This window comes from Promicromonospora sukumoe, from assembly GCF_014137995.1.
Lineage (GTDB): Bacteria > Actinomycetota > Actinomycetes > Actinomycetales > Cellulomonadaceae > Promicromonospora > Promicromonospora sukumoe.
The window spans coordinates 3812595-3833630 of record NZ_JACGWV010000001.1; the positions used below are offsets into that span (position 1 = coordinate 3812595).

17 protein-coding genes are annotated in these 21036 nt (G+C 72.6%); 7 read left to right on the top strand and 10 right to left on the bottom strand.

The features are described from left to right. Positions 1-93: 93 nt before the first annotated feature. Together dnaG and FHX71_RS16930 are read right to left on the bottom strand one after the other, a co-directional pair. A complete protein-coding gene (gene dnaG / locus FHX71_RS16925) occupies positions 94-2037 on the bottom strand; it encodes a DNA primase (protein ID WP_182618289.1) in 1944 nt (647 codons plus the stop codon). Positions 2038-2046: 9 nt separating this feature from the next. Next, positions 2047-2961 (bottom strand): AraC family transcriptional regulator, encoded by a 915-nt coding sequence (locus tag FHX71_RS16930; protein ID WP_182618291.1) that lies wholly within the window; start codon positions 2959-2961, stop codon positions 2047-2049. 42 nt (positions 2962-3003) lie between these two features. Here FHX71_RS16930 and FHX71_RS16935 point away from each other — a divergent pair, with 42 nt between their 5' ends. The 3 genes from FHX71_RS16935 (at position 3004) to FHX71_RS16945 (ending at position 5161) form a co-directional block, all read left to right on the top strand. Next, a complete protein-coding gene (locus FHX71_RS16935; protein ID WP_182618293.1) occupies positions 3004-3456 on the top strand; it encodes a VOC family protein in 453 nt (150 codons plus the stop codon). Between the two features lie 130 nt (positions 3457-3586). Continuing rightward, positions 3587-3760: a DUF4236 domain-containing protein gene (locus FHX71_RS16940; protein WP_182618295.1), complete on the top strand. Its 174-nt coding sequence runs from the start codon at positions 3587-3589 to the stop codon at positions 3758-3760. A gap of 99 nt (positions 3761-3859) precedes the next feature. After that, on the top strand, positions 3860-5161 hold the full coding sequence (locus FHX71_RS16945; RefSeq protein ID WP_182618778.1) for a deoxyguanosinetriphosphate triphosphohydrolase: 1302 nt from the start codon (positions 3860-3862) through the stop codon (positions 5159-5161). Positions 5162-5169: 8 nt separating this feature from the next. Here FHX71_RS16945 and FHX71_RS16950 read toward each other — a convergent pair whose 3' ends face one another. From FHX71_RS16950 to FHX71_RS16960, 3 genes are read right to left on the bottom strand one after another with little or no spacing between them, the layout of a single operon-like run. Then, the gene (locus tag FHX71_RS16950) at positions 5170-6054 is read right to left on the bottom strand and encodes a sugar ABC transporter permease (protein WP_182618297.1); all 885 of its coding nucleotides are present in this window, start codon (positions 6052-6054) and stop codon (positions 5170-5172) included. Further along, positions 6054-7622 carry an ABC transporter permease subunit gene (locus FHX71_RS16955; protein WP_182618300.1) on the bottom strand — a complete coding sequence of 523 codons (1569 nt, stop codon included), beginning with the start codon at positions 7620-7622 and terminating at the stop codon, positions 6054-6056. The genes FHX71_RS16950 and FHX71_RS16955 overlap by 1 nt, the downstream gene beginning before the upstream one ends. Further along, the gene (locus FHX71_RS16960) at positions 7622-8845 is read right to left on the bottom strand and encodes a sugar ABC transporter substrate-binding protein (RefSeq protein ID WP_182618302.1); all 1224 of its coding nucleotides are present in this window, start codon (positions 8843-8845) and stop codon (positions 7622-7624) included. The genes FHX71_RS16955 and FHX71_RS16960 overlap by 1 nt, the downstream gene beginning before the upstream one ends. Positions 8846-9005: 160 nt before the next feature. On the opposite strand from FHX71_RS16960, the gene FHX71_RS16965 reads away from it, so the two are divergent. Both FHX71_RS16965 and FHX71_RS16970 read left to right on the top strand, forming a co-directional pair. Beyond that, a complete protein-coding gene (locus FHX71_RS16965; protein WP_182618303.1) occupies positions 9006-10055 on the top strand; it encodes a LacI family DNA-binding transcriptional regulator in 1050 nt (349 codons plus the stop codon). Positions 10056-10157: 102 nt separating this feature from the next. Further along, entirely contained in the window at positions 10158-11930 is a 1773-nt protein-coding gene (locus FHX71_RS16970; protein WP_182618304.1) for a glycoside hydrolase family 13 protein, read from the top strand. 123 nt (positions 11931-12053) lie between these two features. Here the strand turns inward: FHX71_RS16970 and FHX71_RS16975 are convergent, their stop codons facing one another. The 5 genes from FHX71_RS16975 to FHX71_RS16995 all read right to left on the bottom strand — a co-directional run bounded on the left by FHX71_RS16975 (position 12054) and on the right by FHX71_RS16995 (position 17705). Beyond that, the gene (locus FHX71_RS16975) at positions 12054-12467 is read right to left on the bottom strand and encodes a hypothetical protein (protein WP_182618305.1); all 414 of its coding nucleotides are present in this window, start codon (positions 12465-12467) and stop codon (positions 12054-12056) included. Positions 12468-12481: 14 nt separating this feature from the next. Then, positions 12482-14065, bottom strand: coding sequence for an alpha/beta hydrolase family protein (locus FHX71_RS16980; RefSeq protein WP_182618306.1), 1584 nt, complete (start codon positions 14063-14065; stop codon positions 12482-12484). Continuing rightward, positions 14062-14748, bottom strand: a complete 687-nt coding sequence (locus FHX71_RS16985; RefSeq protein ID WP_182618307.1) for a hypothetical protein — start codon at positions 14746-14748, stop codon at positions 14062-14064. Before FHX71_RS16985 ends, FHX71_RS16980 begins: the two co-directional genes overlap by 4 nt. A gap of 205 nt (positions 14749-14953) precedes the next feature. Further along, positions 14954-16216 carry an arginine deiminase gene (locus tag FHX71_RS16990; protein WP_182618308.1) on the bottom strand — a complete coding sequence of 421 codons (1263 nt, stop codon included), beginning with the start codon at positions 16214-16216 and terminating at the stop codon, positions 14954-14956. Between the two features lie 46 nt (positions 16217-16262). Then, complete coding sequence (locus FHX71_RS16995) at positions 16263-17705, bottom strand: basic amino acid/polyamine antiporter (RefSeq protein WP_182618309.1); 1443 nt, start codon at positions 17703-17705, stop codon at positions 16263-16265. A gap of 204 nt (positions 17706-17909) precedes the next feature. Between FHX71_RS16995 and dusB the strand changes: the two genes are divergently transcribed. Next, positions 17910-19082, top strand: coding sequence for a tRNA dihydrouridine synthase DusB (dusB, locus tag FHX71_RS17000; RefSeq protein WP_312877076.1), 1173 nt, complete (start codon positions 17910-17912; stop codon positions 19080-19082). 51 nt (positions 19083-19133) lie between these two features. Then, positions 19134-21032 (top strand): serine/threonine-protein kinase, encoded by a 1899-nt coding sequence (locus tag FHX71_RS17005; protein WP_182618311.1) that lies wholly within the window; start codon positions 19134-19136, stop codon positions 21030-21032. Positions 21033-21036 lie beyond the last annotated feature (4 nt).

The window sequence follows — 21036 nt, forward strand, 5'->3', positions numbered from 1 at the left end:
CCAGCGTTGGACCGATCTCCATACAGAGTGCCGAACTCAGAATCAGGGACCCAGGAGAGTGCCGACCCCGGGGCCAGCACCGCGCCCCAGCCCTTACGCGCTCTCGCGCAGCGCCCGTCGCTCGCTCTCGATCGCCAGGAGGTCGGCGAACGCCGCGTTGTAGGCGCCCTCGTCGGAGGGGTCGAGGCGCTGGAGGCGGCTGCGGGCGTCGTCGATCCGGCGCTTGAGGCCCAGGTCCATGACACGGCGCACCAGGCCCTCGACGAACGCCGCGACGGCGGCCTCCCGGTCCTCGGGCAGGGACGCGACCGAGAGCTGCGTGACCACGATCGCCACCGACTCGGGGGACTGCTCCAGCACGGCGGCGACCCACTGCGCCGCGGACAGCTCACGCCCCCCGGCCGCGCCCCCGGCGGCCCGGATCGCGGCGTGCACCGCGCGCCACGCGGGGACGGCGAACGCGTCCTCGCCCAGCTCGTCGAACGAGGCCGGCACGTGCTGCGGGTACTGGAGCACCGCCACGAGCGCGAGCCGCTCGTCGCGGGCCACGGGGTCCCGCGGGTCAGGAGCCGGCAGCCGCGCCGCGCCACCCGCCGGACGCCCGCCGTCGGCCACCGGCGTGGCACCGGACGCCGGCCGCGCGCCGTCGGACGAGGAGGGCTTCCGCTGCGACGGCGTCGACGCCGCGCGCGCCACCTCGCGGCGCACCTCGTCGATCTCGGTGCCGATCCAGCCCGCGACCTGGCGCATGTACCCGTCGCGCTGGCTGCGGTCGCGGATGCCGACGATCTCCGGCGCGGCGGCCCGCACCGCGGACACCCGGCCCTCCACCGTGTTCAGGTCGAACTGCTTGATCTTGGCCTGGATCACGAACGCGAACAGCGGCTTGCGGCCGTCGACCAGCGCGCGCACCGCCTCCGGCCCCTTGGCCATGCGCAGGTCGCAGGGGTCCATGCCGTCGTCGGCCACGGCCACGTACGTCTGCGCGAAGAACCGCTGGTCCTCGCCGTACGCGCGCTCGGCGGCCTTCTGGCCGGCGGCGTCGCCGTCGAACGTGAAGATGATCTCGCCGCCCACGGTGCCGCCGGAGGCGAGCTGCATGCCGCCGCCCGCCGTCGTGTCGCCGAGCAGGCGCCGCACCACCTTGGCGTGGTCGCCGCCGAAGGCCGTGCCGCAGGTCGCGACCGCCGCCGTCACGCCCGACAGGTGCGCCGCCATGACGTCCGTGTACCCCTCGACCACCACCACGCGCTTGCCCTTGGCGATGTCGCGCTTGGCGAGGTCGATCCCGTACAGGACGTGCGACTTCTTGTAGAGGCTGGTCTCGGGGGTGTTCAGGTACTTGGGGCCCTGGTCGTCCTCGAACAGGCGGCGCGCGCCGAACCCGATCACGGCGCCCGTCACGTCCCGGATGGGCCACATGACCCGCCCGCGGAACCGGTCGTAGATGCCGCGCTGGCCCTGCGACATGAGGCCGCTGGCCACGAGCTCCGCCTGCGTGAAGCCCCGGCCCTGGAGATGGCGCTGCAGCGAGTCCCAGCCCTTGGGCGCGAACCCGACGCCGAACAGCTCGGCGTCGGACCGGTCGAAGCTGCGCTCGGCGAGGAACGTGCGCGCCGCCGTGGCGTCGGGGCCCATGAGCTGCTCGGCGTAGAAGTCCGCGGCCACGCGGTGCGCCTCCAGGAGCCGCTGGCGCTTGCCCGGCTCCTCGCGCGGACGGGCGTTGCCGCCCTCCTCGTACCGCAGCTGCACGCCGGTCTTGCCCGCGAGGTACTCGATCGCCTCGGTGAAGCTCAGCCCGTCCATCTTCATGACGAACTCGATGACGTCGCCGCCCTCGCCGCACCCGAAGCAGTGGTACCGGCCCACGCTGGGCCGCACGTTGAAGCTCGGGCTGCGCTCGTCGTGGAAGGGGCACAGCCCCACCAGCGCACCCACCCCGGCCGGCTTCAGCGTCACGTGCGCCGAGACGATCTCGTCGATCCGCGCGCGCTCGCGGACCTGGTCCACATCCTCGCGTCTGATCAGCCCGGCCACGTCGGAATTCTATGCCCGCTGTCCGACACCCCGGCCGCACGTCCGGGCGTACTCCCCCGGCGGCACGCCGACGGCGCGGACGAAGTCTCCCGTGAAGTGCGCCTGGTCGTAGTAGCCGACGGCGGCGGCCAGCCCCGCGAGGTCCAGCCCCGGGTCGCGGCCCAGCAGCTCGGCCGCCACGTGCACCCGGTGCCGCTGCAGCACCCACTTGGGGCTCACGCCCACCCAGTCGGCGAACAGCCGCTGGAGCGACCGCGGCGTGGTGCCGAGCCGGTCCGCGAGCGCCGTGACGGAGGTGCCGGGCACGGCGTCGGCGATCACGGCGAAGGCCTCCCCCAGCGCGGCGAGCGCCGCGGCGGACCGCGGCGTGCGGGTCCGTTCGGCGGCGTCCCGCAGGAGCGGGGTGAGGGTCCGGACGGCGGCCTCCGGCTCCCCGGCCCGCGCCTGGACGAGGGCCTCCGCGTTGGCGAGCGCCGCCGTCGGGCCAAGAAAGGGCCCGACGGCGCCGCGCTCGCCCGGGTCGGCGCGGCCGAGCAGGGCGCGGTACCCGCCGGGGCGCAGCTTGGTGCCGACGACGGCGCCCGCGCCGGTCAGGGTGCGCCGGAAGAGCCCGGCGGGCATGGCGTAGGCGAGCAGGCCCTCCTCCTCGGCGACGACGTGCCCCACGGGGTGCGGCATGACGGTCTGGGTGAACGCGGTGCCGGGCGGCAGGTCCCAGGTGATGACCCAGTGCCAGTCCACGAGGTCGGCGAGGTCGGGCGCGGGCTCGACGCGGGCCAGCGCGAACCGGTCGCGCGCGCCCACGGGGTCGACGATGCCGAGCGTGGGCCCCTTCTCCAGGGCGCTCGCCTGAGCAGCCGGAGCGGGCCGGGCGGCCCGCGCGGCCCGGGCCACCGGGGTCTCGCCGTCGAACACCTGTCGCATTCTTCCAAGACTGGCACACCCGGGCCGCGCCAGCATCGGTCCATGAGGAACTCAGCACTGCACCCCAACATCTCCGTGGCCGACGCCCGCGCCGCCATCGCGTTCTACGAGGCGGCGCTGGGCGCCGAGACGCTCGACGTGATCACCGCGGGCGACGCCGTCATCCACTCCGACCTGGTCCTGCGGTCCGCCGCGGGCGAGTCCACGTTCACGGTCGCGGGCGCGTTCCCGCCCGACTCGGTGGCGCCCGAGCCGGACGGGCCCACGCACGCGAGCTTCACGATCCCGGTCGAGGACACCGACGCCGCGTACGCGCGGGCGATCGGGGCGGGCGCGAGCAGCCTGGCCGAGCCGGCCGACTGGTTCGAGGGCTTCCGGCAGGCCGCGGTGCGCTGCCCGTTCGGCCACCGCTGGTACTTCGTGACGGTCGCCGAGTCGGTCACCCCGGACGACGTCCAGCGCGCCAGCGACGCCTGGATGTCCGCCCGCGACTGACGCGCGCACGACGTGTCAGACGTACAGGTCACCCGAGGGACCTGTGGGTCTGACACGTGCCCTGGGTTTGGTTTGCCGGACTAGCGCGGTTCGGTACGCTTTGCCCGACTCAGGGAGGAACAAAGGCACCATGGGAATCAGGTATCGCAAGCGGCTGTCGCTCGGGCCGCTCAAGTTCAACATCACGCAGAAGGGCCTGTCGTCGATGAGCTTCAAGGTCGGTCCGTGGACCTGGAACTCGAGGACCAAGAAGCACTCGATCAACCTCCCCGGCGGCCTGAGCTGGTACAGCAACAACAAGTGACGCGGCGCGGCGGAGGCAGACACCTGCCTCCGCCGGCGACGGCCGCCCCTGGGGGCCGGGGACGCCCGTGATTCCGGGATGTCGGACCGCGTGACTAGAGTGGCGGGCGTGGAGCAAGCCCCCGGGAAGAGCATCCCGCCGTCGTACAGCGCGCAGGACGTCGAGCGCTGGGTGACAGAGCCGCCCAAGTCGCAGGCCCGGACCCCGTTCGAGCGCGACCGCGGGCGCGTGGTGCATTCCTCCGCGCTGCGCCGGCTCGGCGCCAAGACCCAGGTGCTCGGCGCGGGGCACGACGACTTCGTGCGCACCCGCCTGACGCACTCCCTCGAGGTGGCGCAGGTGGGCCGCGGCATGGGCCGCTCGCTCGGCTGCGACCCCGACGTCGTCGACACCGCCTGCCTCACGCACGACCTGGGGCACCCGCCCTTCGGGCACAACGGCGAGACGGCGCTGGCCGAGATCGCCGAGCCGATCGGCGGCTTCGAGGGCAACGCCCAGACCCTGCGCCTGCTGACCCGCCTGGAGCCCAAGGTGATCGGGTTCGACGGCGTCCCCGCCGGCCTCAACCTGACGCGCGCCAGCCTCGACGCGAGCGTCAAGTACCCCTGGGCCTACGGCGCGGGCCCTGCCCGGCCCGACGGCACGGCCAGCCGCAAGTTCGGCGTCTACCCCGACGACGTGCCCGTCTTCACGTGGCTGCGCAAGGACGCGCCCGACGGCGTGAAGTGCCTGGAGGCGCAGGTCATGGACCTCGCCGACGACATCAGCTACTCCGTGCACGACGTCGAGGACGGCGTGGTGGCCGGCCGGATCGACCTGGACCTCATGGCGGACCCCGAGGAGCGGGCGCGCGTCGCCGAGTACGTGCGGTCCTGGTACGGCGAGTGGTACCGGGTCGACGCGATCGACTCCGCCATCGGCCGGCTGCAGGAGTACCTGCGTGGCGAGGGCCACCTGGTGCGGGCCTTTGACGGCTCCCGCGGCTCGCTGGCCTCGCTCAAGGACATGACGAGCCAGCTCATCGGCCGGTTCATCGGTGCGGCCATCGACGCCACGCGCGCCGAGTACGGCGACGGCGCGCTGACGCGGTACGCCGCCCGGCTCGTGGTGCCGGACGAGACCGAGCACGAGATCCTCGCGCTCAAGGGCATCGCCGTGGCCTACGTGATGGCGCCGCGCGGCCAGGAGCCCCGCTACGTGCGCGAGCGGGAGATCCTGACCGACCTGGTGCGCGTGCTGGCCGACCGCGGACCCGACGAGCTGGAGCCGCCGCTCGCGGCGGACTGGCGCGCGGCGTCCGACGACGCCGCGCGCCTGCGCGTGGTGGTGGACCAGGTCGCCTCGCTCACCGACCTGTCCGCCATCGCCCTGCACCGGCGCCTGGTGACACCGGCCTCGTAGGCGAGGGCTCAGCCCTTGACGGAGCCCGCCGTCAGCCCGCCCACGATGTACTTCTGCAGGAACAGGAACAGCGCGAGCACCGGCACCGCCGAGACGACGGCGCCCGCCGTGAACAGGCCCCAGTTGGCGTCCTGCAGCGACGACACCCAACCGTAGAGCCCCACCGCGAGGGTCCAGTTGTCCTCGGACTGGAGCAGCACCCGCGCGATGATGAACTCGCCGAACGTGCTGATGAAGCTGAGCAGCCCCACCACGGCGAGGATCGGCGCGGTCAGGCGCAGCACGATGGTCCAGTAGATCTGGGCGTGCGAGGCGCCGTCGATCTTCGCGGCCTCGTCGATCTCGCGCGGCACGGTGTTGAAGAACCCGTACATGAGGAACGTGTTCACGCCGAGCGCGCCGCCCAGGTACACGCAGATCAGCGAGAGCTTGGAGTCCAGGCCGAGGCCGGGCACCACGTTGCCGAGCGAGATGAGCAGCAGGAAGATCGCCACGAAGGCGAGCATCTGCGGGAACATCTGGATGATCAGCAGGGCCGTGAGCCCCACCCGGCGCCCGCTGAACCGGAACCGCGAGAAGGCGTACGCCGCGGCGGCGCCCATGAGCACGGTGCCGACGCCGGTCGCGACCGCCACCACCAGGGTGTTGGCCATCCAGGTCCAGAACCGCGTGTCGGCGAGCGCCGCGTAGTTGGCCCCCGACACCGACGCGAACAGGTCGTTCGAGCCGGTCAGCGTGCCGCCGTCGGCCAGGGAGGCGGAGACGACGTAGACGAGCGGGAAGCCCGCGTAGACCACGGCGACGACGCCGACGAGGTGCCGCCAGCCGATCTCGGAGAACCAGCGGGCGCGCTGCCCGGGGCGGCGCGGGACGTGTGCGGTGCGCGGGCTCATCAGGCGATCTCCTCGAGCGAGCGGGTGCGCCGGAACGCGAGGGCGGAGATGGTCGCGACCACCACGAAGATGACGATCGACAGGGCGCTGGCCAGGCCGTAGTCCTTGGCCGCTGTGCCGTCGAGCCCGGAGACCGAGTAGACCATCGAGATGAGGATGTCGGTGTGCCCCAGCGGCACCGAGGCGTCGTCGAACCGCGGGCCGCCGCCCGTGAGCATGTAGATCAGCGTGAAGTTGTTGAAGTTGAACGCGAACGACGAGATGAGCAGCGGCGCCGTCGCGACCAGCAGCAGCGGCAGCGTGATGGACCGCCACGTGCGCCAGCGGCCCGCGCCGTCGATCTTCGCGGCCTCCAGCACGTCGGTCGGCAGCGACTGGAGCGCGCCCGTGCAGATCAGGAACATGTACGGGAAGCCGAGCCACAGGTTCACGCCGAGCACCGCCAGCTTGGCGAGCACCGGGTCGGTGAGCCACGGGATCGACGCCCCGCCCAGCAGCACCTCGTTGACGAACCCGTAGGACCGGTTCAGCATGCCCGACCACAGCAGGGCCGCGAGGAACCCGGGGATCGCGTACGGCAGGATCACGAGCGTCCGGTAGATCCGGCGGCCGCGCAGGCGCGCGTCGTTGAACGCGATCGCCAGGAACAGGCCGAGCAGGAACGTGGACGCGACCGACAGCACGGCGAACGCGAACGTCCACACCAGGATCTTGCCGAACGGACCGGCGTACCGCTCGTCGCCGAACGCGGTGACGAAGTTGTCGAACCCGACCAGCACGCGCCAGCCCACGGGCAGGGTGGTGCCGTCGGCGGCCTCGAACTGGCCGTCGTCGTTGGGCGTGTACGTCACGCCCGTGGCGGTGTCGGTCATGGTGTCCGACGCCTCGTCGTAGGTCAGCGTGGACGTGAAGACGTAACCGGTGCGGGCGTCCTGCGTGCGGACCGAGCCCTCGTTCGGGTCGTCGGACACGGGCACGCGCAGCTTCGTGACCTCCTGCTGCCGCTCCAGGACCGCGGCGTACTCCAGCACGTCGTACCCGGGCAGCGCGGTGATCCGCCCGGCGTCGACGGAGGCGCCGTCCACGGGCTCCAGCGGCTGGTCGGCCGTCCCGGCCCGCACCGCGCCGTCGGGCGAGACGACGGCGAAGCCGAGCGTGCCGCCGTCGGACACGACCGTCAGGGGCGAGGACGGCGAGCCCTCGACGCGGCGCTCGTTCTGCACCAGCAGGGCCTCGATGGCCTGCTCCTTGGTGCTGTTGTGCCCGTCGCCGTAGTTGGTGAACGCGACGTAGCCGGTGTAGGCCACCACGTAGACCTGGTAGACGAGCAGGAAGGCCAGGCCGGGGAGGATGTACTTCAGCGGCAGCGCGCGCTTGGAGAAGTAGGCCCAGTTGGCGACGATCAGCAGCGCCACCATCGCGGCGAGGATGCCCCAGGACTCCGCGCCCCACGCGGCCAGCACGGCGTACACGCCGAGGGCGTCGACCAGGGCGATCAGGACGAGCTTGACGAGAAACCCGGGGCTCCAGCCGGTGCGGCCGGAGCCCCGGGTCACGGGTGAGTACATCAACCGATCTCGCCCTGGATGTCGTCGACCATCTTGTCCCAGGCCTTGGCCGGGTCGGACTTGCCGGAGACGATCGCGGCCTCGGTCACGCCCCAGTACGCCCACACGGCACCCATCTCGGGCAGCGACGGCATCGGGACGGCGTCGGCGCCGACCTCACGGAAGCCCGCGGTGATCGGGTCCTCGGAGGCGGTGTCGGCGGCCTCGATGAGGGCCGGCGGGCGGTCGCCCGCCTCGTACAGCGCGAGCTGCGCCTCGGGGGTCGCCATGTAGTTGACCAGGAAGTCGTTGGCGAGCAGCGCGTTCTCGCTCTGCGCGCTCACGTAGAAGCCGGCCACGCCCACGAACGGCTGGGCGGGCTCGCCGCCGGCGCTCGGGATCGGGTCGATCGCCAGGTCGAGGTCGCCGAACGACTCCAGCATCCACGGGCCGCCCACGATGAAGGGCGACTCGCCCTTGGCGAAGGCCGCCAGCGCGATGTCGTAGGTGACGTCGGTGCTCAGGTTGCCGGCGTCGCCCTGCTCCGCGAGCCACTCCGCGAATGCGGTGCCGCCCTCGCCGCCGAGAGCGAGCTCGGGCTTGTACGAGCCGTCCTCGTTCTGCTCGAAGACCGGGGCGCCGAACGACGTCTGCAGCGGATAGAAGGTGTAGGGGTCACCCTCGGTGGAGGTCTGGATCAGCAGCGGGTACTTGGTGCCGGCGTCCTTGCCGGCCGCGATGGCGTCGTCCCAGGTGGCCGGGGCCTCCGGGGCGAGCTCCGTGTTACGGATCAGCGCGATGTTCTCCACCGCGTAGGGCAGGCCGTAGACCTGGCCGTCCTGCGTGAACGCCGAGACCGAGACGGGCTCGAAGGCGCCGGCGGTGTCGCCGAGCTCGATCGGGGCCACGACGCCGTTGGTCGTGAGCTCGCCCAGCCAGTCGTGCGCGCCGACGGTGATGTCGGGGCCCTTGCCCGTGGGCACCTGCGCCAGGAAGTCGGGGCGGATGTCCTCGAAGTTCTTCAGGACCACCTCGACGTCGGCGCCCGTGGTCTCCTCGAAGCCGACAGCGGCCTCCTCCACGGCGGCCTGGCGGGTCTCGTCGACCCACACGGTGAGGGTCGCGCCCTCGCCGTTCGGTGCGGCCGACTCCTCGCCGCCCGCTTGCTCCGCCGCGCCGCCCGCGCAGGCGGCCAGCGCCAGCGTCGTGGTCAGGACAGCGGCGGTCAGGATGCTCCGTCGCATCGTCACTCCCGATGGTTCGCGGCCCGACGTCGGGCCTGGGTTTCGATGCCCGAACCGTACGGGCACATCGGCCGATTGTGCAAGAAGTTGCGATAAAGTTTCAGCATCGCTTGCAAGCCAGCATCCGACACCCGGTAAACACCCAGGACGAAGGAACCGCATGTCGCCTAGGCTGCCTGGCGTGCGCACCCGACTGACCGACCTCGCCGAACAGGCGGGGGTCTCCACCGCGACCGTGTCGCGCGTGCTCAACGGCAAGCCCGGCGTGGCCGGCGAGACCCGCCAGGCGGTGCTCGCCGCCCTCGACGTGCTCGGCTACGAGCGGCCGTCCGCGCTGCGCGCGCGGCCCGCCGGCCTCATCGGCCTGGTGGTCCCCGAGCTGTCCAACCCGGTGTTCCCCGCGTTCGCGCAGGCCATCGAGTCGCAGCTCGCCTCGCGCGGCTACACGCCGCTGCTGTGCACCCAGTCGCCGGGCGGCACCACCGAGGACGAGTACGTCGAGACGCTGATCGACCACGCCGTGGACGGCATCGTGTTCGTCTCCGGCAAGCACGCCGACACGCGCGCCTCGACCGAGCGCTACCAGCGGCTGCGCGGGCGCGGCCTGCCGATCGTGCTGATCAACGGCTATGCCGAGGGCATCGACGCCCCGTTCGTGTCGCCGGATGACAGCGCCAGCATCGAGCTGTCGGTGCGGCACCTGGTGGCGCTGGGCCACCGCAGCATCGGCATGGCCATCGGGCCGGACCGGTTCGTACCGGCCAAGCGCAAGATCGAGGCGTTCGTGGCCCAGCTCCTGCGGCACGGCCTGGCGGCCACCGAGGAGGAGGCCCGCAAGCACGTCAGCCTCACGCTCTACACGCTGGAGGGCGGCCAGGCGGCGGCCGGCGAGCTGTTCGACGCCGGGCACACCGCCGTCGTCTGCGGTTCCGACCTGATGGCACTCGGCGCCGTGCGCGCGGCGCACGCCCGCGGCCTGTCCGTGCCCGACGACGTGAGCGTCGTCGGCTACGACGACTCGCCCCTGGTCGCGTTCACCGACCCGCCGCTGACGACGGTGCGCCAGCCGGTCGCCGACATGGCCCACGCGGCCGTCAGCGCCCTGCTCACCGAGATCCACGGGGAGCGCGCACCGCGCTCGGAGCTGCTGTTCACGCCGGAGCTGGTGGTGCGCGGCTCGACCGGGGCGGCGCCGCACCACGACGCCTGACGGCTGTCTGACGCAGCACACTGGCCGATCGGGGGCCATTCCTCCCGTACGCTTGCAGCAAGCGTTACAGCCCCTTTCTCCCGACCCCCGAGGACGCGACACGTGACAAGCACTGCCCCGATCACCACCTCCGACCTCACCGCCGGAGCACCCGTCCACACCGTCGCCGGCAACGGCGAGTGGTGGCGTGACGCGGTGATCTACCAGGTCTACCCGCGCTCGTTCGCGGACGGTGACGGCGACGGGACCGGCGACCTGCCGGGCGTCACCTCCAAGCTCGACCACCTGGCCCAGCTCGGCGTCGACGCCGTGTGGCTGAGCCCGTTCTACCGCTCGCCCCAGAAGGACGCCGGCTACGACGTGGCCGACTACCGCGACATCGACCCGCTGTTCGGCACGCTCGCCGACTTCGACGAGATGCTCGCCGGCGCCCACGAGCGCGGCCTCAAGGTCATCGTCGACCTGGTGCCCAACCACTCCTCCGACCAGCACGTCTGGTTCCAGGAGGCGCTGGCCGCCGCCCCCGGCTCGGCCGAGCGCGAGCGGTACATGTTCCGCGACGGCCGCGGCCCGGCCGGCGACGAGGTGCCGAACAACTGGCAGTCGATCTTCGGCGGCCCGGCCTGGACGCGCCTCGCGCCTCGCGAGGACGACGGTCCCCTGGGCCCGCAGTGGTACCTGCACCTGTTCGACTCCACGCAGCCGGACCTGAACTGGGACAACCCCGAGGTGCGCACCGAGTTCGAGGACGTGCTGCGGTTCTGGCTCGACCGGGGCGTGGACGGGTTCCGCGTCGACGTCGCGCACGGCATGATCAAGGCCGCCGGCCTGCCCGACTGGGACGGCCAGGTCGCGATGGTCGAGGGCACCGTTGAGGAGGCCACCGAGGCCGACCCCGGCGCCCCCGAGGACGGCTCCACGGGCGCGGGCAACCGCGGCCCGATGTTCGACCAGGACGGCGTGCACGACATCTACCGCGCCTGGCACAAGGTGCTCGCCGAGTACGACGGCGACCGCTGCCTCGTGGCCGAGGCCTGGGTGGAGCCGCTGAGCCGGCTGGCCCGGTACGTGCGCCCCGACGAGATGCACCAGGCCTTCAACTTCTCGTTCCTCACCGCGCCGTGGGACGCCGCGACCGTGCGCACCGTGGTCAACGCCTCGCTGAGCACCATGCAGGCCGTGGGCGCGCCCACCACCTGGGTGCTGTCCAACCACGACGTCGTGCGGCACGCGTCGCGCTTCGGCCTGGAGGAGATCGGCGGGCGCCAGCTCAACGGCATCGGCGCGAACGACCCGCAGCCCGACGCCGCGCTCGGCCTGCGCCGGGCCCGCGCCGCTAGCCTGCTCATGCTCGGCCTGCCCGGCTCCGCGTACATGTACCAGGGCGAGGAGCTCGGCCTGCCCGACCACACCGCCCTGCCCGACGACGTGCGCCAGGACCCGTCGTTCTTCCGCACGGACGGCGCCGAGCCGGGCCGCGACGGCTGCCGCGTGCCGCTGCCGTGGGTCGGCGGCGCACCGGGCAACGGGTTCGGCCCCACGGGCAAGACCTGGCTGCCGCAGCCGGACGTCTACGCCGAGCTGGCCGCCGACAAGCAGTACGGCGTCAAGGGCTCGACCTACGAGATGTACCGCGCCGCGCTCGGGCTGCGCCGGGCCGAGAACCTCGGCGCGGGCGCGCTGGCCTGGGTCGACTCCCTGGCCGACCACCCGGACGTCGTCGCCTTCCGGATCGCGGACGTCGTCGTGGTCGCCAACCTGAGCGACTCGGTGTTCCCGCTGCCCGCCGGGTCGCAGGTGCTGGTCGCCTCGGGCGAGGTCGACGCCACCTCGGGCGAGCTGCCGTCGGACACGACGGTCTGGCTGCGCGGCTGACCCACCTGGTCAGCACAACGCTGGTCGAGCGAAAACGCTGGTCGAGCTTGTCGAGACCCCGGGGTCTCGACAAGCTCGACCAGCGTTTTCGCTCGACCGGCGTTTCGCTCGTTCAGCGGTGGGTCAGCCCGGCGTGATGCCGTAGTGCTCGCGGATGTCGCCGATCGACGGCGTCCCGTTGAACCCGACCAGCTGTTCGATGACCGAGATCGACCCGTCCTCGTTGGCGAAGTCCACGTAGACCACCGAGGCGTCGTCCAGGTCGGGGGAAGCGGCGAAGGCCCGCAGCACGTCCTCCATGACCGCGGACACCTCCGTCTCCGTGCTGCCCGCGATCGTGACCGAGCCCTTCTGGCTCGGGTTGCCGAAGGACCGCTTGCAGGTGAACTCGGCCCCGACCACGTTCTGCACGGACGTCGCGGCCGCGGTCAGCGCCTCCTCGCACTTGCGTGCGGAACCGGTGCCGCAGGCCGCGAGAGTCAGGACGACCAGGGTCACGAGACCGGTCGACGTCAGGAATGTCCAAAAAGTACGCACGTCGTCCCCTGCTGTCAGTTGTTCCGGCCCACGTGGATGTCCTGTCCGGTGACGCTGGACGGGTCGTTCGTGAGGAATCCGCTCTCCCGGAGCTGCTGCTCGTACGCGGCCAGGCCCGGGTCGCTGCTGCCCTTGATGCTTTCCGAGTATGCCTCGTGCGAGTGGTTGCCCCCGGCGTCGTACCAGGACCCCGGGTTGTCCATCGTGACGGTCGTGTGGTTGGCGCTCTCGTTGTGCCCGCCGGGCAGGACCGGGTTGGGCGAGAACGGGTTGAACCGCGCGTCCCCCAGGTCCAGCCGGGGGACGACGTCGCTCCGGTGCTGCATCTCCAGGACGCTCACGGAGGGGTCGATGTGGGCGCTGTCGATCGGCGACCCGAAGGTCACGGCGTTCGTCACGTTGTACTGCGAGACGAAGCCGGAGTCGGAGGCCAGGTCCGCCACCGTCATGCCGCCCTGCGAGTGCCCGACCAGCATGACCTCCGCACCGGGCGGGATGTCGGCGTTCTGCATCGCCAGCTCGACCGCCGCGCTCATGGTCGACCGGCTGCCGCCCGCGGTCACGAGGTTGCCGGTGAGGTCCATCGGGTTGTCGCCCGCCGAGGGGTTCCAGCTCTCCGTGCCGGGCACGCTCACGATCACCCGGGGACCGTTCGGGCCGTCGATCGTGGTGACGCGGACGTTCCCGTCCCCTGCGCCGTAGGAGTCGGTCACACCCTGCGTGAGGTTCTCGAGGTCCGACGGCACCCTCAGCGGCGGTTCGCCGTTCGGTCCCTTGGCGTCCTGCGTGATCGGCCGCGGGGCGTCGGCGTACGGGTCGCCGTCGTCGAAGATCTTGGGGTCGAGCATGCCGGACGAGCCGGCCGTGATGCCCAGACCGACCACGGCGCCCGCGAGCCGGATCTGGGACGCGATCACCTCCGTGGTACGCGGCCACTCCCCGTCCAGGATGGCTCCGCCCGTCGCGTCCCAGAGCTGCAGTCCGGCGTCGCCCACGTTCTCGAACGCGCCGCCGATCGCGCTCGCGCGGTCGCCGAGCCAGCCCAGCGCGTCGGAGCCGCGGTCGCCCAGCCAGCCGAGGGCGTCGGAGCCCTTGTCGCCGATCCAGCCGACGGCGTCGCCGCCCGCGTTCCAGAGGTCGGTCGCGCGGTCGCCGAGCCAGCCCGCGGCGTCCCCGGCCTTGTCGCCCACCCAGTCGACGGCGTCGCCGCCGGCGTCCCAGAGGTCGCCGGCCCGGTCGCCCAGCCAGTCGAGCACGCCGCCGTCGTCGTCCCCGCCGCTGTTCGAGGAGCCCTGCGTGGAGACCCCGGGGAAGCCGGCGCCGTCATAGGTGCTCGACGTCTGGTCCTGCGCGTCGGCGTTGGCCCTGGCCCGCTGCGCGTAGGTGGTCAGCGACTCGGCCACGGTGCCGAGCATGGGCGCGTGCTGCGACTCCCACTCGCCGCGCATCTGCTCGACGTTGGGGCCCGCGCCGTCGAAGCCCCAGACCGCCACGGACGTGATCTGCTTGACGGTCTCGAGCTGCGACGCGCCGTCCTCCAGCATCTGGGCGAGGGCCCGTACCTGCTCCGGGTCCTGCCCCTGCATGGTGTCGCTCACCGACCGGCCTCACCCTCGGTGCCGGTGGTGCCGTCAGTGCCGGGCGACGGCGTGGTGGCGTCCACGGCGCCGGCCAGGGCCCACTGCAGCTCGGCGGCGACCGAACCGGCCGGCCGCTCGACGGGCGCCAGCGCGCCGTCGTCGGTCCGCACGTCCAGCAGCTTGCCGTCGACGACGGACCAGAGCCGGGGCCAGACCACCTGGGGCGCGGCGGACGTGCCCCACGCCTCCACGCTGACCTGGAGGTTCGCCTGCTCGTCGTCGAGCAGCCGCACCAGCTCCGCGCGGTCCAGCACCGGGCCGTCCGTCTGCGGCTGCCCCTGCGGCGCCACGCGGGCCGCCGACGCCGGGGCCCGCAGCGCCTCGAACGGCGGCAGCGCGGCGGTCAGCGCGGGCCACAGGTCGTCGACCGTGGCGAACCGCAGCTCGGCGCCGGGCGCGAGGAACGTCTCGCCGTCGCGCTCGGCGATCACCTGGATGACCAGGAGCACCTTGTCGCCGACCATCGTCAGCCGGGTCACGGTGCCGCTCGAACCGGAGGTGGAGACGAGGGTCGCGCGCACGGGCGCGCCGAGGTGCTCGGCGAGGGCCGTGCCCACGGCGGTGGTCCCGCCGCCGTCCCGCGCCTCGGCCGTCACGGCAGCCCACTGTTTCGCGTCAAGCTCCAGAATCCGCCCGGCCATGCGCAACTCCCTCTTCGGCACCCGTCAACAACCTCGGCATACAGCAGCCGAACCGTATATCCAGGCACGGGGCCCGTCCACGATTGAACTCCCCATGGTCAAAGACCAGGTCCGGCCGTATCGTGCCCGGCCACATGCCGCCCGGCCACATCCTGCCTGGTCACGAGGGTCCGGGCGAACCCGGGAGGCCGTTCGAGCCAACCGGTCAGAAAGCGGGCTCGCGGATGATCGGGCAGGTCATGCAGTGCCCGCCGCCGCGGCCGCGCCCGAGCTCGGCGCCGTTGATCTCGATCACCTCGACGCCGGCCTTGCGCAGCAGGTCGTTGGTCGTGGTGTTGCGGTCATAGGTGTACACGACGCCGGGCTCCACCGCGACGGCGTTGTTGCCGCTGTCCCACTGCTGGCGCTCGGACTCGTAGACGTCGCCGCCGGTCTCGATCACGCGCAGCTCGCCGAGCCCGGTCTCGCGCCCGACGACGTCGAGGAACGGGGTGCTGCCCTCGTCCGTCACGGCGACCTCGCCGTCGCGCCCCGGGCGCAGCACGAACGCGTGGACCGCCTCCACGATGCGCGGGTAGACGGTCACGGTGTCGACGTCGGCGAACGTCATGACGGTGTCGAGGTGCATCGCGGAGCGCAGCTTCGGCATGCCCGCGACGACCACCTGCTGCGCCGCGCCGCCCGCGAACAAGGCCGCGGCGACCTGCGTGATCGCCTGCCGCGAGGTGCGCTCGCTCATGCCCACCAGCACCGTGCCGTTGCCCACGGGCATGACGTCGCCGCCCTCCAGCGTCGCGCGCTGGTGGTCGGTCTCCGGGTCTCCCCACCAGACCGTCGAGCCCACGAAGTCCGGGTGGAACTCGTAGACGGCCTTCATCAGCAGCGTCTCGTCGTGCCGGGCCGGCCAGTACAGCGGGTTGAGCGTGACGCCGCCGTAGAGCCAGCAGGTCGTGTCCCGCGTGAACAGGGTGTTGGGCACGGGCGCCATCAGGTACTCGCGGGCGTCGAGCGCGTACTCGGCGAGCGACCGGTAGGCGGCCGGGAGGTCGGGCACGTCCTGCGTGGCGAGGCCGCCGATCAGGTACTCGGCGAGCTGCTCGGGAGCCAGCCCCTCCAGGAACTCGCGGGTCGCGTCGATCATGCCCGTGCCCACGATGCCGGGCACGATCTTGCGGTCCAGCAGCCAGTCACGGGCCCCGGTCACGCGCAGCGTCGCGGCGAGCACGTCGTGGAGCTCGACGACGTCGACGTCGCGCGAGCGCAGGTCCGCGACGAACCCGGCGTGGTGCTCGATCGCCCGGTCCACCCACAGCACGTCGTCGAACAGCAGGTCGTCCGAGGTGGTGGGCGTGAGCCGGCGGTGGGCGAGCCCGGGCCGGCAGACCAGCACCTTGCGCAGCCGCCCCACCTCCGAGTGCACCCCGTAGGCCGCCGAGGGTCGCGTCGCGTCGTCGCTCTGGATCGTCATGGGGGTCCCTTTCAGACGGAGATCGCGTCTCGGACGGAGGTCGCGTTCAGATGGAGATCGCGCCCGTGGCCAGGGCGACGACGCCGATCACCGCGCCGATCACCGACACGACGAAGATCACCAGCTCCCGCCCGCTGAACACGCGCCTGCCCTGCTCCCGGCGGGTCATCGCGAAGAGGATCGTCGCGGGGGCGTAGATCACGAACGACAGCAGCACGAACGTCAGCCCGGCCGCGAACAGCAGGAACGCCGTGTAGAGGACGGCGAGCGCCGCGATCACCAGGTCGCCGGTGGTGCGGTTGCCGGCTGCCGGGCCGCCGCGGCCCAGGGCCAGCTTGAGCGCGTACCCGGCGGCGAGCAGGAACGGGATCAGCGACAGCGCGCTGGTCAGGTCGAGCGCGAACGTGAACGCGTCGTCGGACAGCAGGGTGACGAACAGGACCACCTGGATCAGGGCGGTCGTCAGCAGCAGGGCGGCGCGGGGCACGTCGTTCGCGTCCGACGTCGCGAGGAACCGCGGCATGTCCCGGTCCTTGGCGGCGACGAACAGCACCTCGGACGACATCAGGGTCCACGCGAGGTAGGCGCCGAGCACGGACACGATGAGGCCGACGCTCACGAACACGGCGCCCCAGCCGCCGACCGCCGCCTCCAGCACACCCGCCATGGACGGCTGGCGCAGGTCGGCGAGCTCCTCCATCGGCAGGATGCCGTAGGACACGATCGTGACGGACGCGAAGATGGCGAGCACCATGAGGAAGCCCAGGACGGTGGCCCGGCCGACGTCCTCCCGGCGTCGGGCGTGCCGCGAGTAGACGCTCGCGCCCTCGACGCCGAGGAACACGAACACCGTGGCGAGCATGGTGCCGCGGACCTGGTCGAACAGCGGGCCGGTGACGCCGTAGCCCTCGAAGTTGTCCGCGAGCACCTGCGGGTCCAGCAGGAAGACCGCGATGAGCACGAACATCACGATCGGCACCAGCTTGGCGACGGTGACGATGCGGTTGATCGTCGTCGCCTCCTTCACGCCGCGGCGCACGAGCAGGTAGAACAACCACACGCAGGCCGAGGACGCGAGGAACGCGACGAAGGTGTCACCCTCGCCCAGCACGGGCAGGAGCGCGCCCAGCGTGGACATGATGAGGATCCAGTAGGTGACGTTGCCGACGCACGCGCTCGCCCAGTACCCGAAGGCCGAGAAGAAGCCGAGGTACTCGCCGAACCCGGCCTTCGCGTAGGCGTACACGCCGGAGTCGAGGTCGGGCTTGCGGATCGCCAGCCGCTGGAAGACGAAGGCCAGCATGAGCATGCCGGTGCCGGCGATGGTCCAGGAGATCAGTGCGCCGAGCACCCCGGTCTGGCCGGCGAACCGGCTGGGCAGGGAGAAGACCCCGGCGCCGACCATGGAGCCCACGACCATGGCGGTGAGGGTGGCCACGCTGATCTTGGCCGTGCGCCCCTGTGTGCTGCTCTCCGACTGCTGCGCCATCGTGAGACCCCCATGCGGCCGAGCACGGTCCGGTAGTCCGGTTGCACGTCTCCGCAGCGCCGCGTCCCGCCGATGCTCCGGCAGTGCAATTAGATACATGTACGTCAGAAGTCGGCAAAAGATGCCAGACCCGGTCCCGGCCCGGCCCCCGGCGTGTGGCCCGCGTCGCAGCGGGTCCCCGCCGGTGTGCGCCAGAATGGACCCGTGACTTCGCTCCTCCCGCCCCTGCAGATCGGGCCCATCACGGTGGGCACGCCGGTCGTGCTCGCGCCGATGGCCGGCGTGACCAACCGCGCCTTCCGCACCCTGTGCCGCGAGGCGGGGCGGTCGGGCGGCTTCGACCCGGGCCTGTACGTCGCGGAGATGGTCACGAGCCGCGCGCTCGTGGAGCGCAACACCGAGGCCCTGCGGATCGTCACGTTCGGCGAGGACGAGACGCCGCGCTCCGCGCAGGTGTACGGCGTGGACCCGGCCACCGTGGGCGCCGCCGTGAAGCTGATCGCCGCCGAGGACCGGGCCGACCACGTCGACCTCAACTTCGGCTGCCCGGTGCCCAAGGTGACCCGCAAGGGCGGCGGCGCGGCGCTGCCGTGGAAGCGCCAGCTCTTCACCGACATCGTCAAGGCCGCGGTCGAGGCCGCCGAGCCGCACGGCGTGCCCGTCACGGTGAAGATGCGCAAGGGCATCGACGACGACCACCTGACCTTCCTGGAGGCCGGCCGCATCGCGGAGTCGCTCGGCGTCGCCGCCGTCGCCCTGCACGCCCGCACCGCCGCGCAGCACTACTCCGGCCAGGCCGAGTGGGAGGCCATCGCGCGCCTCAAGGAGGCGGTGCGGACCATCCCCGTGCTCGGCAACGGCGACATCTGGGCCGCCGAGGACGCGGTGCGCATGGTCGAGGAGACCGGGGCCGACGGCGTCGTCGTGGGCCGGGGCTGCCAGGGCCGCCCCTGGCTGTTCGCCGACCTGGCCGCCGCGTTCAACGGCTCGGACCTGCGGGTGCGGCCCGGCCTGCGCGAGGTGGCCGACACGATCTACCGGCACGGCCTGCTCATGGTCGAGTACTTCGACGGCGACGAGGGCAAGGGCATGCGCGACCTGCGCAAGCACATGGCCTGGTACCTCAAGGGCTACGCCGTGGGCGGCGAGAAGCGGCACGAGCTCGCGCTGGTCGACACCCTCGCCGAGCTGCGCGAGCGGCTCGACGCCCTGGACCTGGACGCCCCCTACCCCGGCGAGGACGCCGAGGGCCCGCGCGGCCGCGCCGGCTCCCCGAAGACGCCGCACCTGCCGTACGGCTGGCTGGACTCCCGCGACCTGTCGGAGGAGTTCGAGGCGAAGCTGCGCGAGGCGGAGCTGAGCGTCAGCGGCGGCTGATGTCCGACAACTCGGGCGGGTGAAGTCGGGCCGGTCCGCTACGCTCCATCCGTGCTGTCCGCCGTGGTCCGACGTGTCCGAGTACCCGAGCCCGTCCCGGCCACCGCCGACGACCCGGCGGAGATCGGCGGCTACGAGATCCGCGGCCGGATCGGCCGGGGCGGCATGGGCGTCGTGTACCTCGGGGCGACCCGGAGCGGTCGCCTGCTGGCGATCAAGGTCATCCACCCGGAGCGCACCGGCGAGAGCGAGTTCCGCACCCGGTTCCGGCGTGAGGTGTCGGCCGCGACGCGGGTACGCAGCCGCCGCACGGCGGCCGTCGTCGACTTCGACGTCGACGCGCCCCGGCCCTGGCTCGCCACCGAGCACGTGCCCGGGCCCACGCTGGCGCAGGCCGTCGCCGAGCTGGGGAGCCTGCCCGAGGACGCCGTCCGCGAGCTCGTGACCGGCCTCGCCGAGGCCCTCGGCACGATCCACCGCGAGGGCCTCGTGCACCGCGACGTGAAGCCCACTAACGTGCTGCTCGGCCCCGACGGCCCGGTGCTGATCGACCTGGGCGTCGTGGCCGACGCCGACGCGACGTCGCTGACCGGCACGGGGGTGCAGCCGGGCACGCCCCAGTTCATGTCGCCGGAGCAGGCGCGCGGGGAGTCCGTCACGCCGGCCTCGGACGTGTGGTCGGTCGGCGCCGTCGCCCACCTCGCGGCGACCGGGACCCCGCCGTTCGGGACGGGCAGCCTCGCGTCCGTCACCTACCGGATCGTGCACGAGCAGCCGGACCTCGGCGCCCTGGCGCCGGGCCTGCGCGGTCTGGTCGCGGCGTGCCTGGCCAAGGACCCCGGCGAGCGACCGACGACGGCGGCGCTGCTCGCGTCGGCGGCCGAGCCGCCCGTCGAACCAGCAACCGCCGAGCCGACGCCGTCCGAACAGCCGCCCGCGGCACCGTCCGCCGAGCTGCCGTACGTCGAGCCCGTGGTCACGGGCCTCACCGGCGCCGGGCTGTCCGGCGCGGACACCGTGCTGGGCGCGGAGTCGTCGCCGGGTGACACCGAGACCCCGGACGGGCCGGCCCAGGCCGACGACCCGCGTCCGGTGAGCCGGACCCGCCGCCGGGTCCTGACCGGCCTCGTCGCCGTCGGCCTGGTCCTGGCCGGCGGGGGTGGCGCGGCGGCCGTCGCGCACTTCCTGGGGCAGGACGACGGGCCCTCTGCCGTCGGCGCACCCCAGCCGGGGCCGTCGACGTCGGGCCCGCCGTCCGGCGAACCCAGCCCCAGCCCGAGCGCGACGAAGCCGAAGAAGAAGCCGTCGCCCTCCCCCGAGCCCTCCGCGTCCGCCACGCCCGCCGGTACCACGGACGGCGGGCAGGACGCGGCGCCGGCCGCGTTCCAGCCGGGTGCCGTGGTGATCCCGGCGCAGGTGCAGGTCGGCCAGAAGATCACGGCGAAGGCGAGTGGCTGGACGCCGCAGCCGGACACCACCGCGTGCCTGTGGAGCATCGGCGGCGAGGAGCGGGACAACCTCGGGTCGTGCAGCTACACCGTCTCGCTGGACGACGTCGGCAAGCCGGTCCAGGTCCGGCTCACCGGGACCCGCTCGGGGTACGCGAAGGCGACGGTGCTGTCCGACGCGACCGGCACGGTGCCGCAGCCGTCCGTGCCGCAGCCGAGCTGCGAGGTACGCCTGAGCGCGGGCACGGTGCACGCCGGCTGGTTCGCCCACTGCGAGGTCGAGCAGGACCCGAACGTCACCTACACGTGGACCTACGTCGACATCGACGGCGGCGTGGCCATCGGGTCGGAGGCGGAACCGCCGGGTCCGCGCACGTGGATCCGCGGGAGCCACAAGGGCAACCGGATCACCGTGACGGTCGAGGCGGAGCGGGCGGGCTACCGGTCGGACGAGTTCCGCACCACGTTCACCATGCCGGCCGACTGGACCCCGGGCGGCTGACCTG

Bases quoted from the DNA above. Each gene is read 5' to 3' on its own strand.
- FHX71_RS16930 (WP_182618291.1), bottom strand. From the start codon at position 2,961: ATGCGACAGGTGTTCGACGGCGAGACCCCGGTGGCCCGGGCCGCGCGG.
- FHX71_RS16935 (WP_182618293.1), top strand. From the start codon at position 3,004: ATGAGGAACTCAGCACTGCACCCCAACATCTCCGTGGCCGACGCCCGC.
- FHX71_RS16940 (WP_182618295.1), top strand. From the start codon at position 3,587: ATGGGAATCAGGTATCGCAAGCGGCTGTCGCTCGGGCCGCTCAAGTTC.
- FHX71_RS16950 (WP_182618297.1), bottom strand. From the start codon at position 6,054: ATGAGCCCGCGCACCGCACACGTCCCGCGCCGCCCCGGGCAGCGCGCC.
- FHX71_RS16955 (WP_182618300.1), bottom strand. From the start codon at position 7,622: ATGTACTCACCCGTGACCCGGGGCTCCGGCCGCACCGGCTGGAGCCCC.
- FHX71_RS16960 (WP_182618302.1), bottom strand. From the start codon at position 8,845: ATGCGACGGAGCATCCTGACCGCCGCTGTCCTGACCACGACGCTGGCG.
- FHX71_RS16965 (WP_182618303.1), top strand. From the start codon at position 9,006: ATGTCGCCTAGGCTGCCTGGCGTGCGCACCCGACTGACCGACCTCGCC.
- FHX71_RS16985 (WP_182618307.1), bottom strand. From the start codon at position 14,748: ATGGCCGGGCGGATTCTGGAGCTTGACGCGAAACAGTGGGCTGCCGTG.
- FHX71_RS16990 (WP_182618308.1), bottom strand. From the start codon at position 16,216: ATGACGATCCAGAGCGACGACGCGACGCGACCCTCGGCGGCCTACGGG.
- FHX71_RS16995 (WP_182618309.1), bottom strand. From the start codon at position 17,705: ATGGCGCAGCAGTCGGAGAGCAGCACACAGGGGCGCACGGCCAAGATC.